The organism is Thermococcus sp. Bubb.Bath (assembly GCF_012027595.1).
In the GTDB taxonomy this organism is placed as follows: Archaea; Methanobacteriota_B; Thermococci; order Thermococcales; family Thermococcaceae; genus Thermococcus.
Map to the genome: position 1 here is coordinate 197,043 of NZ_SNUR01000002.1, position 14,600 is coordinate 211,642.

Below are 14,600 nucleotides of genomic sequence, written 5' to 3' on the forward strand. Positions count from 1 at the left end.
TTTAAACTCGGGAGATAAAATCCAACAACTGAGTTTTGAAGGTGAAATGTCATGAAAACGCCGGCCCTGTATATTGCAGAGGAGCTTATGCCTTTCCTGAGGGCCAAACTGGCGGAGTTCCTCTATTCTGGCGGGATGACCCAAGCAGAGATTGGGGAATACCTAGGTTTGACTCAGGCCATGGTGAGCAAATACCTTGCCGGGAAGTACAGGAGTCCGCCCGGACCTGTGGCGGAGAGGCTGATTGCAATCGCCGAGGAGGGAGCCCGCTTCATCCTCTATGGTGGGAGCAAGGAAGATGCGATCGTTCTCATATCAAGGCGCCTGGTGGAGCTCCTCCAGAGCGGCTTTCTCTGCAAATATTATGCGGAGTACGCTGGGATAAGCGAGGAGGCATGCAGATCGATTTACTCCGTCCAGCGGCACAGGGGGGAGGTGCTTGAGGAGCTGGCGCTTGCCCTTCGCAGACTCCTGGAGATTGGGGGTTTTGGGAAGTTGATCCCGGAGGTCAGAAGCAACTTTGCCTATGCCCTTAACACGCCTTCTTCCAATGGAGACGTCGCGGCGGTTCCGGGGAGAATAACCGTGGTCAAAGGAAAGCCCTTCGCACTGCCCCCGGAGTTCGGAGTGAGCAACTTCACCGCGGGGCTCCTCGTTGAGATTGGGAAGATCAGGCCAGAGGTCAGGAGCGTGTTAAATATCCGGGCTGGGGGTGACGTCGAGGCGGCCCTTAAGAGGGCCGGGATGAAGGCCGTCAGGGTTAAGACTGGGGGATTGCCCGAAGAGGAGGCCATTAGAAGGATAGCGGAGGTCTTCAGGGATGCCCCCCACGATGCCGTCGTGGATGAGGGCGGCCACGGGGTCGAGCCCATGGTCTACCTCTTCGGAGAGGGTCCCTTTGACGTAGTTGATAAGCTCAGAAAGCTGGTGGAAGCCCTTGAGAACGAAAAGGCGGAATGATGTCCTACTGGTCGCATATCTTCTCCTCTTGCTCCTCCTCAATCTCTCCCCATGGATTCCCCGGTCTCCAGTGGATAACGGTGATAAAATAGCCCACTTCTTAATGTTCCTTCTGCTCGGACTGATAGGCTCTGCCAGATGGGTCTACCTCCTTCCGCTGCCGTTCGTGGAGTTCCTCCAGATTCTCGTCCCGGAGAGGACTTTCTCGCTCCTCGACTTCGCCGCAAACCTAATAGGCTTCACATCCGGAGTTCTACTCGGGTGGTGGCATGAAGGTTCACACAGAAAAACTCCGCTTCTCAACAGAGGGGGAGATTGATCTCGTGGACATAACCCACGAAGTGGAGAGGGTCGTTGAGGAGTCTGGAATAAGGAACGGTCAGGTTCTCGTCTTCGTGCCCGGCGCTACTGGGGCTATAGTAACGATAGAACATGAGAGCGGCCTTCTGGAGGACTTCAAGAGGGCTTTGAAGGAACTGATACCGAAGGGTGCGGGCTACCTTCACGACAGGATAGACGACAACGCCCACAGCCACCTGAGGGCAACCCTCCTTGGAGCGAGCGAGTGCTTTCCGGTTGTCGATGGGAGACTGGTGAGGGGAACTTGGCAGCAGATATTCTTCGTTGAGCTCGATGTCAGGCCGAGGCACAGGCGCGTTGTGGTGCAGGTTACTGGGGAGTGAGCTCTCTTTTAAATCTTGAGAACTTTCTGTTCTCACCTATTTATAAATCCTGAGAAGTCCGAGTCCTCACTTTGTGAACAATTTCTAGAAATTTCTTTTGCGCTCTTCATTTGATGTCAGAATAAAGGGGGTACTAACCCGCCCAAGTTCATCGGCTCCGCCTTCGGCGGCACTCCCCGGGCAGAGATGGTAGTGGCTCATCCCTAAAAAGCTTCCGCTTAGAAAACTATGGGCTCGTCCGGATTCTCATTGTTCTCTTCGGGTTCCCCTTCGTACTTGTGGCTGGCTTTGACGATGATATAGTAAATTATTGCGCCGATTATGTTGAGGAAGAGGGCCACTATTATCCAAATGACCTTTTCACCGTCTGGCATGGTCTTCTGTTTGGTAACGACATCGTAGATAACCCAGATTATCGCGGCCAAGCCGATGATCCAGAGGATCACCCCCAGGCCCCATATGGCGAAGACTATCCCTTCACCCATCATAGTGTTCACCGATTATTGTAGGGTATTCTCCATAAAAAGATTACCATTGACAAGAAGTATGAAGAAGAAAACAAGAAACAAGAATTTGAAAGCTCACTTCTTAAGCTTCTCGCACTTCTCAACCCAGTCCTTGAGGACGTCCTTGAGCTTGGGCTCGCCTATTTCCTCGAGCTCGTAGCGGACGCGAACAGCCGGCTTGTTGAGCTTTACGACGCGTCTGAGATCAATGGGGGTTCCGATGACGACGACGTCAGCATCCGCCCTGTTAATGGTCTCCTCAAGCTCCTTGATCTGGTGCTCGCCGTAGCCCATGGCAGGGAGAATGACGTCGAGGTGGCTGTACTTCTTGTAGGTGTCGATGATGGAACCGACGGCATAGGGCCTCGGGTCGATTATTTCAGCCGCTCCGTACTTCTTGGCAGCGATGTAGCCTGCACCGTACTTCATGCCGCCGTGCGTCAGAGTTGGCCCGTCCTCAACGACGAGAACGCGCTTGCCCTTGATGAGCTCCGGCTTGTCGACGTAGAGTGGCGATGCTCCATCGATGACTATTGCGTTCGGGTTGATCTTTTCAATGTCTTCGCGGACCTTCTGGATGTCGTCCCTGTTGGCGGTGTCGATCTTGTTTATGATTATGACGTCAGCGCTCCTGAAGTTGGTCTCACCTGGGTGGTACTTGAGCTCATGGCCAGGCCTGTGCGGGTCGGTAACCACTATCCAGAGGTCTGGCACATAGAACGGGAAGTCGTTGTTCCCGCCGTCCCAGAGGATGATGTCAGCCTCCTTCTCAGCCTCGCGGAGGATCTTCTCGTAGTCCACTCCAGCATAGACGACCATGCCCCTGTCTATGTAGGGCTCGTACTCCTCGCGCTCCTCGATGGTGCACTCGTATTTGTCTAGGTCCTCGTAGGTGGCGAAGCGCTGAACCATCTGCTTCCTGAGGTCGCCGTAGGGCATCGGGTGCCTTATGGCAACGACCTTGTAGCCCATTTCCTGAAGGAGCTGGGCGACCTTTCTGGAAGTCTGGCTCTTTCCACAGCCGGTTCTAACGGCGGTGACCGCTACAACAGGCTTGGTGCTCTTTATCATTGTGCTCTTCGGGCCGAGGAGCCAGAAGTCTGCTCCAGCGCTGTGGGCCCTGCTGGCGAGGTGCATGACGTGCTCGTGCGGAACGTCGGAGTAAGCGAAGACAACTATGTCAACGTCCTTCTCCTTGATGATCTTCTCAAGGTCGTCCTCGCTCAGAATTGGTATCCCGTTGGGGTAGAGCTCTCCTGCGAGCTCGGGCGGATAGATTCTTCCCTCGATGTCTGGAATCTGGGTCGCGGTGAAGGCAACGACCTCGTAGTCTGGGTTGTCCCTGAAGAACGTGTTGAAGTTGTGGAAGTCTCTTCCGGCGGCCCCAAGGATAACAACCCTCTTTCTCCTCTTCTCGGCCATCTTAGTTCACCTCAAACTCTTTGTTCGTTCGTGTATATGTTTTGGCGTTTATAACGGTTTTCGTTTAATAAAGCAACTCTCTGGCGTGGTTTATTCGGAGATTGGGAGATAGAACTGAAAAACATTCAAAAAAGAGCTGAACAACTCCAGTGCTATCTTTGGCGAGAACAGTCCCGCACATCAAGAACCTCAGCCTTTTGGTACTCAACGATCTTCTGAGGCCTTATTTTGAGTAACCGGTCTATGGCCCCGCCTCCACCGACGACATACTCATTTTCGAGAACCTTTGAATCTACTATTGTCCTGAGTGGAATCCCAACGGGTGGAACTCCTCCAGCTTCATATCCAGTGAGCTCCTTGACCTCTTTCGGTTTCGCAAAGCGGCATTTTCCAAAGAGCTTCCCAAGCTTTTCCATGCTTACCTTTGACTCACCGTCAACGATGACTAGGAGTGGCCCCTTCTCGCTTATTATCACGGGAGACTTTATGACCTGCCTTGGGGATGCTCCCGTCTCCTGAACTCCCTGCTCTACAGTCTTAACAGGTCGTCCTATATCGAGAATTTCTGCACCCAGTTTCTCCGCTATTTCCTCTCTTCTCCATGATAATCCCTCTCATTTTAAGGCGCAACTGTTAATAAGGCCTTTGAATGACTTGAAATGGTGGTTAATGTGTTCTCCATTGAAGTTAGGACTCATACTGCCCTTCATGTTGTCAAAGGCGCTGTGGTTAAGGTTCTCGGAGAGGAGGCAAAGTGGACGGCCAGTGTTTACGTTAATGAGAACCACGGCAGACTGACCGTGAAGTTCAACAGGAAGCCGACACCCGAAGAAATCTCAGAAATAGAGCGCCTCGCCAACGAGAAGGTGAAGGAGAACGTTCCGATAGAGGTCTACGAACTGCCGAGGGAGGAAGCTGAGAGTCGCTTTGGTGAGGAGATGTACGACCTCTTTCCGATACCCCCTGAGGTCAGAACCCTAAAGGTCGTGGTCATAGAAGGCTGGAACGTCAATGCTTGCAACAAGGAACACACAAGGACGACTGGGGAAGTAGGGAAAATAAAAATCAGAAAAGTCCGGTTCAGGAAGAGCAAGGGATTGCTGGAGATCAGCTTTGATGTTCTTTGATTTATTTTCTCACCCACAGCGCTCCTGCCATACCGAAGTAAGTCGGGCAGGCGTAGGCGCTTGCTTTGAGATCAAAGTCTGCTCTCCTCATCGCCCCAAGCATTATCAGCATCTGCCAGTAGCTGTCGGGGAGAGCCTTCTCTATCAGCCCGTCAGGAACCGAAGGAAGTTCCTCAAGGCGGTTCTCTTTTATCAGTTCCATAATCAGTTTATCGTACTCCTCGCTCTCCTTTCTGTATCCATAGGGACCGTTCTCGTCGTGCGCATGCCCTTGGTCTGCACTGACAATGAGGGCGATCCTCTTCTCGCTCCTCTCAATGACTTCGCCGAGGACTTCTCCTGCCTTGATGAGCGTCTCCCTGCTTAGCCCCCTCGCCGGAGTGAGCAGAACGAGCGGCTTCTTCTCAAGGAACTGGAGGGGGATGAGCTCACCCCACGTGAGGGGCCAGCGGGAATATTCCCCGCTTCTGCTGGCGAAGTGGAGGCCCACGACCGGGATTTCGGCTCCCTTCCAGGCGTTGTAGACTTCCTCCGCTAGTTCCCTATCTGTCTCCCACTCCCCCGGCAGTTCAACGCCCTCAAAACCGAGCCAGGAAATGAGGTGCTGGGCCATGATAACGCCGAGATGGTCACTCATTCTGACGTTGTGGGGGCTTATGAGGACGTGTGCATCGACACCGCTGAACTCCCTTCCGATTTCCTTTAAAACTCCAGCAAGGCGCTTTGTTTCCTCGTCGGGTGGGTCTAAAACTGGGTTCCCGTGCGGCATGAGGCCTATTCCAACGAGCATGATACCACCGTATCGGGTTTTGTGTTATAGCCTTTATACTTTTTACTCCACTTCCAAAAGGGTTTGCCCTATTCGATCCCAAACATTTACACCACTGTAAATGTTTGGTGAGTGATGTGGACTTTGCTCTTTCATGGAGAAATACGGCTATGAAATCCTTCTTAGGTTGATGGTTGTTTTTGCTGCAGGGTTCATCACAGGAGTTATCCTCTTCTGGAGCCGGTTAACCAATGGCGCCACGTTTATAATATCCGGGTATATCGGGAGTATGGCATTATTAAAGCGCCTTATGACTTCCTGTTTGGGGAAAATCCGGATTTGATATTCGATATGAATGAGGAAAATAAGGAGATAGGAAGGCGGTTCCTTCACTTCACGAACCGCTTCTGATGCAGTTCTCCAGTTCTTCCAGCAGGCAATTCGATATTCTGCCTGCGGGCATATGTGAGAGCACTTTTAATCCCGAGCCCGTGAGGATAGACACGACCTTCGCCCCCTCCTCAATTTCTCCACTTTTTGCGAGCTTCTTGAGGGCGGCTATTCCCGTTGCACTTGCCGGCTGAACGAAGAGGCCCTCCTCCGCAAGCTCTCTCTGGTCTTCGATGATCTCATCATCGTCCACAGTGGTACACTTCCAGTCGAACTCGTGGAGGAGCTTTAGAACCGCGTTCCCGCTCGGCGGGTAGGGGTTGGCTATGGCCTTAGCTACCGTCTTTGGGTTTTCAAAGCGCTCTATCCTCGCTTTCCCTTCCTTGAACGCCCTGCATATCGGCGAACAGCCCTCCGCCTGAACCGCTATTAGCGTTGGGAGCTCCTCGATAAGTCCGCTCTCCTTAAGCTCTATGAAACCCTTGGCTATCCCCCTGAAGAGGCCGCCGGAGCTCGTTGGGATTAAGACGTACTCCGGTGTTAGCTCCTCCGCTATCTCAAAGGCTATCCCCTTGTAACCCTCGACGCGGAAGGGATTGTCAGAGTTGATGAAGTAAATCCCGAGCTTCTCCCCAAGCTTCAGGCTCTCGAAGTAGAGCCTTCCGTAGTCCCCTCTGACCTTTATCACGTCCGCTCCGTAAACGCTCACCGCTTTGAGCTTCTCATCGCTCGCGCTCTCAGAAACGAGAATTTTGGCATTTAAACCTGCCCTCGCGGCGTAAGCAGCCACGCTCGCCGCCATGTTACCGGTTGAGACTGTCCCAACAGTTTTATGGCCAGCTTTGACCGCGTAGCTTACCGACAAAAACGTTCCTCTGTCCTTGAAGCTCCAGGTTGGATTTACGGTCTCGTTCTTCAGGTAGAGCTTCACGCCGAGCTCCTTCCCAAGTTTGGACTTCACGAGCGGAGTATCACCTTCACCGAGAGAAAGCTCCATCTCTGGCTCCACGGGCCAGAAGTCCCAGAAGCGCTCCCAGATGGTTTTAGCTATGTATGGCTCGCCCTTAAAGTGTTCAAACTCAACTGGTTCGCCGCAGGAACAGCGTTGAACCAGTTTATCGTAGGTTTTCCCACAGACTGGGCATATTAATCTCCATGTTCGCATTTTCCGGTACCTCCACCAGTTCTTTCCTTGCAGTTAAGAGGACTTCCCTCCCTTTAACCTCCACCGAGAAGTTTGCGTAGTTGTCGTTCTTGGCGATTCCCTTTAGGAACTCTCCGAAGTCCTTCGCATGCTCATCATCGCTGAACAGAACCTCCCAGAACAGAACCCTCTCGATTTTCCCGCTCTCATTGATGTCTCCCATCACCAGCCAGTCCCCTTCCCACGACCTTGCCATCTCCATGGCCTTCTCCTTCTCCGCATCGTGCCCCCAGTATATGAGGAAGACATAGTAGGCTCCCATCCTGCCTGAATACCTGACGGTGAAGTTGCTCTTCGGGAGGTATGATGAGAGATTGGCCCTCACGTCAACCGGCGTCCAGTTCTGAAGGTAGAGCTCCGGGAACATAACGACCTTCGTCGTGTTGGGCAAGTTGTAGTACATACCGTTTACGAGCTTCCAGCCACCTTTCCTGTAGAGGTATGCCACGAACCTGTCCCCGAAGACGTACGGGAATATTCCAAGGCTCGTAACGGGGTCGCGGGTGTAGAGGTCGGTTATCTTGTGGATTGGAATTCCGGTCTCGTTGCAGTACAGGTCGGCCACTAAGTCGGCGTCCCCCTCTATTGCAGCTTGTATTGCCTTCGTTGTGTCGAGGGTTGGCCCGCCGTAGGGGGCGTTGAACCACTGCTTCTGCAGAACGTGGACACTCTCGTGAGCTATGACGCGCCTCGCGGTGTCAGGGTCGGCCTCGAAGTTTTCCTTCAGGATGTATATCTTGTCCCCCATCGTCATCGCTATCCAGCCGAGGCTCTGCTCAACTTCCGCGTGGACGTAGGGGTAATCCGGTGGAAGGAGAAGACTCATCTTGTAGACGTCCTCTTCCAGTCTCATTCTCTGGATGTCCGGTTTTCCCGGTTTGAACTCCTCCCTCGCCTGGGCCTTCGTTAGTATGATTATTTGGGGCGGCTCCTTGAACTGGAGGCCCCTTATTCTCTCTACCGACTGGAGAATGGAGTTTATCTCGGAGCGGAGCTTCCCCTCGTTTGAATTCATCTGTGCCGCGGCGAGGAGCGAGGCGGCCATTACGATGACCAGTGCCAAGGCCGAGAGCCTCTGAAATGTTTTTGGCTTCATCCTCCTCACCACCCCAAAACTTCGTCGGGGAAATATTTAAGTTCACCTCCCCCCATTAATTTCGGTGAGACGTCATGAAGATTATATGGTACGGTCACTCATGCTTTTGGATCGAGACGAATGGCGTGAGAATACTGATCGATCCCTACCCCGAGGTTGAAGACGACCTGATAGGCGATGTGGACTACATCCTGATAACCCATGAGCACGTGGATCATTATGGCAAGGTGGAGCTCCTGTCCCGACTTCGCGATGCCACAGTTATCGGGCCGAAGACCGTTTATTTGATGGCTGTGTCTGATGGGGTGACGAAGGTCAGGGAGATAGAGGCCGGGGAGACCATAGAACTTGAGAACGGTGTTAAGGTGACCGCCTTCTTCATGGAGCATCCGTCGAGCCAGTACCCCCTCGGCTACCTCGTAGAGGGGGACAAGAGGCTCTTCCACACCGGGGACACCTATGCTTTTCCCGCCCTCCAGAACCTTCGCGGGAAGGTCGACATACTCCTCGTGCCGATAAGCGGGCGCTCAACCGCGAACGAGAGGGAGGCGGCGCAGATAGTCGAGGACATAAGACCCAGAATCGTCATCCCCATGCACTACGGGGTCTACGGGGAGGGCTCTCCCGAAAAGCTCAGGGAGGAGCTCATGAGGAACAGGGTCTTTGCCATCGTTCGGGTTCTGAAACCCGGTGAAGAGGTGGAGTTCTAGGGTGTGTCGCATGCTCTCCACGGGGGTTAAATCGATAGACGACCTCCTCGGCGGCGGCTTCGGTGAGGGCGTGCTGACCCAGATTTACGGTGCCTACGCCACAGGTAAGACGACTCTGGCAGCTCAGGCTGGAATCCTCAGCGGAAAAAAGGTTGCGTACGTTGACACTGAGGGTGGGTTTTCCCCTGAAAGGCTGGCCCAGATTGCCGAATCTCGTGGCCTTGATCCGGATGAGGCCCTTCAGAGGTTCGTCCTCTTCACCCCCTCCGATTTTAAGGAGCAGAGGCGGGTTATAGGTTCGCTCAAGAAGGCGGTCACGCGCGACTTTGGTCTGGTTGTAGTTGACTCCATCACCGCCCATTACCGTGCAGAGGATGATTGGTGGTCCCTTAACGTCGAGCTCGGTAGGCAGCTTCAGGTCCTCCTCTGGCTGGCGCGGAAGAACTCGATACCTGTAATAGTTGTCAACCAGGTCCACTTTGACAGCAGGGCCGAGAGAACGCGGCCGGTCGCTGAGCAGACCCTTGGATACCGCTGCAAGGACATCCTGAGGCTTGACAAACTCCCGAAGCCGGGCCTGAGGGTTGCAGTTCTTGAAAGGCACCGCTTCAGGCCTGAGGGTCTCATGGCCTACTTTAGGATAACGGAGAGGGGGATAGAAGAAGCCGAGTGAAAAGTCTGGGTTTGGGATAATTTTATAGGACTAGAACAAAGGGGAAAACATAGGAAAAAACAAGAGCTGGGACGCATTAAACCCTCTCAAAGACCTCCTGCGTTATCCTGAGGATGGCGCGATAGAGCTTCTCTCCAATGATTCCGTCCTCGTAGTGCTCCTTTAGCTTGTCCTTGTCGATTATCTCCTTCTTCCCGTCGGGCCACTTGACGATGTCCACTTCGAGGTCGATGTAGCGCGCCCTATCCGGGTAAATCTCGACGGGCGTGTTGATGTTGTAGTACTCGCCCTTGAGGTTTCCAGACCTGTCGTAATACCTGTGCACGAACCACCACTTTCCGACCTCTATCTCGGTTATCGCGTAGTCCCCTGGCTCGATCGGAATCTCCAGGCCGTCATAGAACTTTCCAGCCTTGAGGTGCCTCTTGAATGTTATCCTGAGCGGGTCTTCCGAGACCTCCATAATCTCCCCGGGTCCAAGCTTGAACCTCTGTCCGTCGGGTTTGTTGTGCTCAAGGGAGAATAGCCAGCCTTTCTTCGGCCCTTTATGCTCTATCAGAGTCTTCCAGAACCCCTTGTTGACCTTCGGCCTCTGTCCGGGTACCTGGGAGAGTATCCCCTCCGCGACCTCCACGGCGAAGCTGAACTCCACGTCGTAGGCCTTGAGCTGGTGGTGGCCGTCTATAGTGGGAACCGCCCTGTTCCTTATCTCATCGAGCTTTCTCTTGGCCCCGCCTCCGAACTCGACCTCGTATATGTTCCGTCCCTCTATTATCTCCTCCGGGGCCGAGTAGCGGTCTGTCTTCCTGAGCCTGTCCGCGAGCTTTGACAGCCGGATTATCTCGTCCTTCAGCACGTTCCAGTCCTGATATGCCGCTGCAGTTCTCCAGAGGATTCCCCAGTCGCCGAGGTCAACGCTCAGGCCGAGTATCCTCAACCTCTCCCTCTCGGAGTTCTCCCTTATCTTTCTGGATATCTTGACGTGCCTCTGGGCTCCGACGGGCTTTGGTATAAGGACCGCGTAGTCCCCCGGTATTGTCAGTGTGGTACTCAGCTGGGGCAGAACCCCGTGCTTCTTCACCTGGACGAGAACCTCATCCCCCTCGTGGAGGTCTTCCCCTTCCTCAACCGGGACGGTCCCGATGGCGCTCCCTATGTCCACGTAAACGTACCTCTCGTCCCTCTTGACCACGAGCCCCTTGTATATCCCGTAGAGCTGGTAGGGGAGCCTCCTGAAAAGGACGTCGATAAACTCATCCTCGAACACGGCCTTTACCTTCTCAACGGCGTTTCCTGTCAGGATTACCCCGTGGTGGTCCCTCTTGTCGTACACGTCAACGTCGAACTCACCGTACGTCCGCTCTATGCCAAGCCTTTCGGCGACCTTGGGGCTCGGTTGCGCTATCCTGAAACCCCTGTCCAGGAAGAGCTTCGTCAGGGCAGTGCTGTATATCCCCCTAACCCGAACTGAAACTCCTGTGTCTGTAGACACTTTCACCCCCCCGTTTCTTCCTTTCCGTTACTCCAATGAGAGTCAGCCCTTCCAGGATTTCCTCCGCGTCCCTCACGCCGCTCAGCTTCTCCACGTTTCTCGCCTCGACCCAGAGCAGGCCCATCCTGTGCCACTCAATTAAAGCCTCCTCGACCTTGTAAACGTCCCCAGGGTGAGAGTAGAGCCTCCCGGTGAACGTCACGAGGGCGTCGAGTTTCCTCTCAACCTCTTCGATTCCCTTCAGCCTCTCCATTATACCGGCCGGTACCTTTTTTTGGTTTTCGCTTTCCAACCCCATTCTCTCCATGAACTCGATGCTCTCGACTTCCTTTCCGACTACCTGGATGGCCCTCCTCATAGTGTAGTCGTATATCCTGTGGAACTGCACGAGTCGGTCGAGGGCGGCCTTGAGTCTCGTCCTCTCATCGTAGTCCAGCGGCCCGGCCAGGAGGTTCATGAGCTCCTCAAGTCTGAACTTCATCTGGTGCTCGTTCTTCTGGAGCTCCTTAATAACGCCCTCCGCGTCCCTGCTCACGGGAGCCAGCTCCCTGTAGAGTTCCCCTGCGATGTCCATCTTCTCCCCGGCTATGCTGTAAAGCCCCTTGACCAGCTCATGAAGCCCTTCCACGCTCTTCTCGGTGTATAGCTCCGGAAACTTCGATTCAAACTCCCTGTGGAGTGATTCGAGCCTCTCAAGGGCGTTTTTAACCTTCTCCGTTTTCATTCCTAATCCCTCCCCTCCTGCCATCGACTACGGTGTTCCCCTACTTTTAGTTTTCCATTGTTACCTATTGAGTTTTGAAGGGTGTGAAAACATTATTGTTTACCCAAAACGTTTTTTTAAGCTCTGGGGTTATCCTCCTCAGGTGCGCGGAATGGTTTTGATAGACCGCTTTGGCAGACCAGTGACGAACCTCAGGATCTCGCTCACGCAGGAGTGCAACTACCACTGCTTCTTCTGCCACAGGGAAGGACAGAGATTCCTGGCAAAGAACGAGCTAACCCCCGAGGAGCTAGAGAGGATCGTTAGAATCGCTTCGAGGCTTGGAATAAGGAAGGTCAAGCTGACGGGCGGGGAGCCGACGGTCAGGGAGGATATAATCGAAATCGTTAGGCGGATAAAGCCATACGTCATTGACCTCAGCATGACGACAAACGGGAGCAAACTGAAAGAGCTGGCGAAGCCGTTAGCTGAAGCCGGCCTCGACAGGGTGAACGTCTCACTCCACAGCCTCAAGCCGGAGGTTTACAGGCAGATAACCGGTGTTGACGGCCTCGACATTGTTCTCGAAGGGATTGAGGAGGCGGTTAAATATCTCTCCCCGGTGAAGCTCAACATGACCGTTATGAAGGGACTTAACGAGGGTGAAATCTGGGACATGGTGGACTTCGCAGCCAAGACTGGAACCATCCTCCAGCTTATAGAGCTTGAGGCCCCGAAGGAGATGACGGAGACGGCCTTCTTCAGAAAGTACTTCTATCCATTAAAACCCGTCGAAGAGAAGCTGGAAAAGCTCGCGGTTGAGACGCGCGAGAGGAGAATGCATCGGAGGAAGAAATACTTCATTCCAACGGACTACGGCACGGCCGAAGTCGAGGTGGTAAGGTCAATGCACAACACGGTCTTCTGCGCCAACTGCACGAGGCTGAGGGTAACCTCGGATGGAAAGTTCAAGACCTGCCTGCTCCGGAACGACGACCTAATAGACTTCGTTTCAGCTATGAGAGACGGAGCCGATGATGAAGAAATAGTAGAGATTTTGAAAAAGGCGGTTCTCATGAGAGAGCCCTACTGGAAGTGAGTTTTTAAACCCTCTTCAGTACTTCTCTTGAGGACGATGCCTGCCCTGAAAGTTCCCAGAACCGAAGCCGAACCTGTAAAACGGAAGCTCAAGAAGTTGAACCTCTACGGCGGAAAGAGAAGACCTAAGAGAGAGGGTGATTTCGTTCTGCTCCCAGTTTTGGATGATCCCGGTGTTTATGGGTTGGGCTACGAGGTTTTATCAATTGAGCTCCCGCTGAGACCTGAGAGACAGATATACAAGAACCTTGAGAGCGTTCTGGCCGAGAGACTGACGCCGGAGGAGCTGAAGTATCTGAGGCGCTACGATGTGATAGGGGACATCGCGGTCATCCAAATCCCTCCGGAGCTGGAACACAGGGTAGATGACATCGTCTGGGGCCTGAGGAAGGTCCACCCGTTCATCAAAGTTGTGGCAAAGAAGGGCTTCCACGAGGGAGCCTTCAGGATACGGGACTACTCGATAATCTGGGGCGAGAAGAGGCTCACGACAGTTCACAAGGAGAACGGCGTCGAGATAAAAGTGGACTTGAGCAGGGCCTTCTTTAACCCGAGGATGAAGGGTGAGCGCTACCGTTTGGCCCAGCTCGTAAAAGACGGCGAAAGAGTTCTGATTCCATTTGCTGGAGTTATCCCATATGTCCTCGTGATAGCTAGGTATAAGAACGTCAAGATAACCGCCGTTGAGCTGAACGAAGAGGCGTACAAGATCGGGCTGGAGAACATTGAACTGAACCGGAAGAGGCTCAAGGGAGAGATAGAGTCCATCCACGGGGACGCTTTCGAGGTTCTGCAGGAACTTCCGACCTTTGACAGGGTGATAAGCCCCACCCCCCGCGGTGTGGATGCTTTGGCTCTAACGCTGAGCAAAGCTAGGAAGTGGCTCCACTACTACGACTTCGTTCACGAGGAGAAGATAGGGGAGTTCAGGGAGAGAATCCTTGACGAGTGCAGGAGGCAGGGAAAGGAGTGTAATGTGAGGATAAAGAAGGTCAGCGACTTCAAGCCGCACGTGTTCAAGGTTTGTGCCGATGTTAAGATTCTGGAGTGAATTATTCTTCTGTGGATTATTCACGTGGACATAGTTGAGGTGAAAGTTTTATTAGCTGGGCGGAATAATAACTTGCGTATGATGAGCGCAGAGGGGATAGTTGAGGTTCTCAGAAAGCATCGGGACGAGATAAAACGGTTTGGGGTTAGGGAACTCTGGCTCTTTGGTTCCTACGTCAGGGGCGAGGCTAAAGAGACGAGCGATGTTGGTATTCTGGTGGACTTCTACAGAGTCCCCTCCCTTCTCGAATTCATTCGGCTTGAGGAGTACCTTGGAGACCTCCTCGGCGTTAGGGTTGACCTCGTCATGAAGTCCGCGCTGAAGCCAAAGATAGCCGAGCACGTGAAGAGGGAGGTCATCTACGTATGAAGCGAACCCACGAGGACTACCTCAACGACATACTCGAAGCAATCTCATTAATAGAAGAGTTCACGGAGGGAATGACCTTTGAAGAGTTCCTGAGCGACAGGAAGACCCAGTTCGCGGTAGTCCGGGCGCTTGAGGTCATTGGCGAGGCCGCTAAAGTCATTCCCGACGACTCAAGAGGTCTCATCCGCAGATACCCTGGAGGGAAATGGCTCGAATGGGGAACAAGCTCATCCACGCGTATTTCGGCGTTGACCTCCGCGTTGTCTGGGAGACAATAAAAGGGGATGTCTCTCTCCTCAAGGAAATGCTCTCCAATGACCTATGATCCATTCGAGGAGCCAAAAGAA

At 53.4% G+C, this 14,600-nt stretch carries 18 protein-coding genes and 1 pseudogene; 10 read left to right on the top strand and 9 right to left on the bottom strand.

Going from position 1 to position 14,600, the window contains the following annotated elements; all coding sequences use genetic code 11:
* Positions 1-51: 51 nt before the first annotated feature.
* The 3 genes from E3E29_RS06225 to E3E29_RS06235 are packed head-to-tail and all read left to right on the top strand — an operon-like array spanning position 52 to position 1,643.
* The gene (locus tag E3E29_RS06225; protein ID WP_167910119.1) at positions 52-960 is read left to right on the top strand and encodes a thiamine-phosphate synthase family protein; all 909 of its coding nucleotides are present in this window, start codon (positions 52-54) and stop codon (positions 958-960) included.
* Positions 938-1,279: a VanZ family protein gene (locus E3E29_RS06230; protein ID WP_167910120.1), complete on the top strand. Its 342-nt coding sequence runs from the start codon at positions 938-940 to the stop codon at positions 1,277-1,279. Before E3E29_RS06225 ends, E3E29_RS06230 begins: the two co-directional genes overlap by 23 nt.
* Positions 1,230-1,643, top strand: coding sequence for a secondary thiamine-phosphate synthase enzyme YjbQ (locus E3E29_RS06235; RefSeq protein ID WP_167910121.1), 414 nt, complete (start codon positions 1,230-1,232; stop codon positions 1,641-1,643). The genes E3E29_RS06230 and E3E29_RS06235 overlap by 50 nt, the downstream gene beginning before the upstream one ends.
* A gap of 218 nt (positions 1,644-1,861) precedes the next feature.
* Here the strand turns inward: E3E29_RS06235 and E3E29_RS06240 are convergent, their stop codons facing one another.
* From E3E29_RS06240 to E3E29_RS06250, 3 genes are all read right to left on the bottom strand, one after another.
* The gene (locus tag E3E29_RS06240) at positions 1,862-2,131 is read right to left on the bottom strand and encodes a PLDc N-terminal domain-containing protein (RefSeq protein WP_240922810.1); all 270 of its coding nucleotides are present in this window, start codon (positions 2,129-2,131) and stop codon (positions 1,862-1,864) included.
* 93 nt (positions 2,132-2,224) lie between these two features.
* Positions 2,225-3,571 carry a cyclic 2,3-diphosphoglycerate synthase gene (locus E3E29_RS06245; RefSeq protein WP_167910122.1) on the bottom strand — a complete coding sequence of 449 codons (1,347 nt, stop codon included), beginning with the start codon at positions 3,569-3,571 and terminating at the stop codon, positions 2,225-2,227.
* Between the two features lie 152 nt (positions 3,572-3,723).
* A complete protein-coding gene (locus E3E29_RS06250; RefSeq protein WP_167910298.1) occupies positions 3,724-4,158 on the bottom strand; it encodes a YbaK/EbsC family protein in 435 nt (144 codons plus the stop codon).
* A gap of 84 nt (positions 4,159-4,242) precedes the next feature.
* On the opposite strand from E3E29_RS06250, the gene E3E29_RS06255 reads away from it, so the two are divergent.
* Positions 4,243-4,698 carry an alanyl-tRNA editing protein gene (locus tag E3E29_RS06255; protein WP_342764685.1) on the top strand — a complete coding sequence of 152 codons (456 nt, stop codon included), beginning with the start codon at positions 4,243-4,245 and terminating at the stop codon, positions 4,696-4,698.
* Between the two features lies 1 nt (position 4,699).
* On the opposite strand, the gene E3E29_RS06260 is transcribed toward E3E29_RS06255, so the two are convergent.
* From E3E29_RS06260 to E3E29_RS06275, 4 genes are all read right to left on the bottom strand, one after another.
* Positions 4,700-5,488: an extradiol dioxygenase gene (locus E3E29_RS06260; RefSeq protein WP_167910124.1), complete on the bottom strand. Its 789-nt coding sequence runs from the start codon at positions 5,486-5,488 to the stop codon at positions 4,700-4,702.
* Positions 5,489-5,635: 147 nt separating this feature from the next.
* Positions 5,636-5,860, bottom strand: a complete 225-nt coding sequence (locus E3E29_RS06265; RefSeq protein WP_167910125.1) for a hypothetical protein — start codon at positions 5,858-5,860, stop codon at positions 5,636-5,638.
* Between the two features lies 1 nt (position 5,861).
* Positions 5,862-7,022 (bottom strand): threonine synthase, encoded by a 1,161-nt coding sequence (gene thrC, locus E3E29_RS06270; protein ID WP_167910126.1) that lies wholly within the window; start codon positions 7,020-7,022, stop codon positions 5,862-5,864.
* A complete protein-coding gene (locus E3E29_RS06275; RefSeq protein ID WP_167910299.1) occupies positions 6,973-8,157 on the bottom strand; it encodes a DUF4157 domain-containing protein in 1,185 nt (394 codons plus the stop codon). The genes thrC and E3E29_RS06275 overlap by 50 nt, the downstream gene beginning before the upstream one ends.
* 74 nt (positions 8,158-8,231) lie before the next feature.
* Between E3E29_RS06275 and E3E29_RS06280 the strand changes: the two genes are divergently transcribed.
* Together E3E29_RS06280 and radB are read left to right on the top strand one after the other, a co-directional pair.
* Positions 8,232-8,867 carry an MBL fold metallo-hydrolase gene (locus E3E29_RS06280; protein WP_167910127.1) on the top strand — a complete coding sequence of 212 codons (636 nt, stop codon included), beginning with the start codon at positions 8,232-8,234 and terminating at the stop codon, positions 8,865-8,867.
* A gap of 10 nt (positions 8,868-8,877) precedes the next feature.
* Entirely contained in the window at positions 8,878-9,540 is a 663-nt protein-coding gene (gene radB, locus E3E29_RS06285; RefSeq protein ID WP_167910128.1) for a DNA repair and recombination protein RadB, read from the top strand.
* A 76-nt stretch (positions 9,541-9,616) separates the two neighbouring features.
* Here radB and E3E29_RS06290 read toward each other — a convergent pair whose 3' ends face one another.
* Positions 9,617-11,032 (bottom strand): DUF402 domain-containing protein, encoded by a 1,416-nt coding sequence (locus tag E3E29_RS06290; RefSeq protein WP_167910129.1) that lies wholly within the window; start codon positions 11,030-11,032, stop codon positions 9,617-9,619.
* A complete protein-coding gene (locus tag E3E29_RS06295) occupies positions 10,998-11,756 on the bottom strand; it encodes a hypothetical protein (protein WP_167910130.1) in 759 nt (252 codons plus the stop codon). The genes E3E29_RS06290 and E3E29_RS06295 overlap by 35 nt, the downstream gene beginning before the upstream one ends.
* A 151-nt stretch (positions 11,757-11,907) precedes the next feature.
* Here E3E29_RS06295 and moaA point away from each other — a divergent pair, with 151 nt between their 5' ends.
* From moaA to E3E29_RS06315, 4 genes and pseudogenes are all read left to right on the top strand, one after another.
* Entirely contained in the window at positions 11,908-12,834 is a 927-nt protein-coding gene (gene moaA, locus E3E29_RS06300) for a GTP 3',8-cyclase MoaA (RefSeq protein WP_167910300.1), read from the top strand.
* 36 nt (positions 12,835-12,870) lie between these two features.
* Entirely contained in the window at positions 12,871-13,884 is a 1,014-nt protein-coding gene (locus E3E29_RS06305; RefSeq protein ID WP_167910131.1) for a class I SAM-dependent methyltransferase family protein, read from the top strand.
* Positions 13,885-13,962: 78 nt separating this feature from the next.
* The gene (locus E3E29_RS06310) at positions 13,963-14,253 is read left to right on the top strand and encodes a nucleotidyltransferase family protein (protein WP_167910132.1); all 291 of its coding nucleotides are present in this window, start codon (positions 13,963-13,965) and stop codon (positions 14,251-14,253) included.
* A 71-nt stretch (positions 14,254-14,324) separates the two neighbouring features.
* Positions 14,325-14,578: pseudogene (locus tag E3E29_RS06315) on the top strand (DUF86 domain-containing protein).
* Positions 14,579-14,600: the final 22 nt, after the last annotated feature.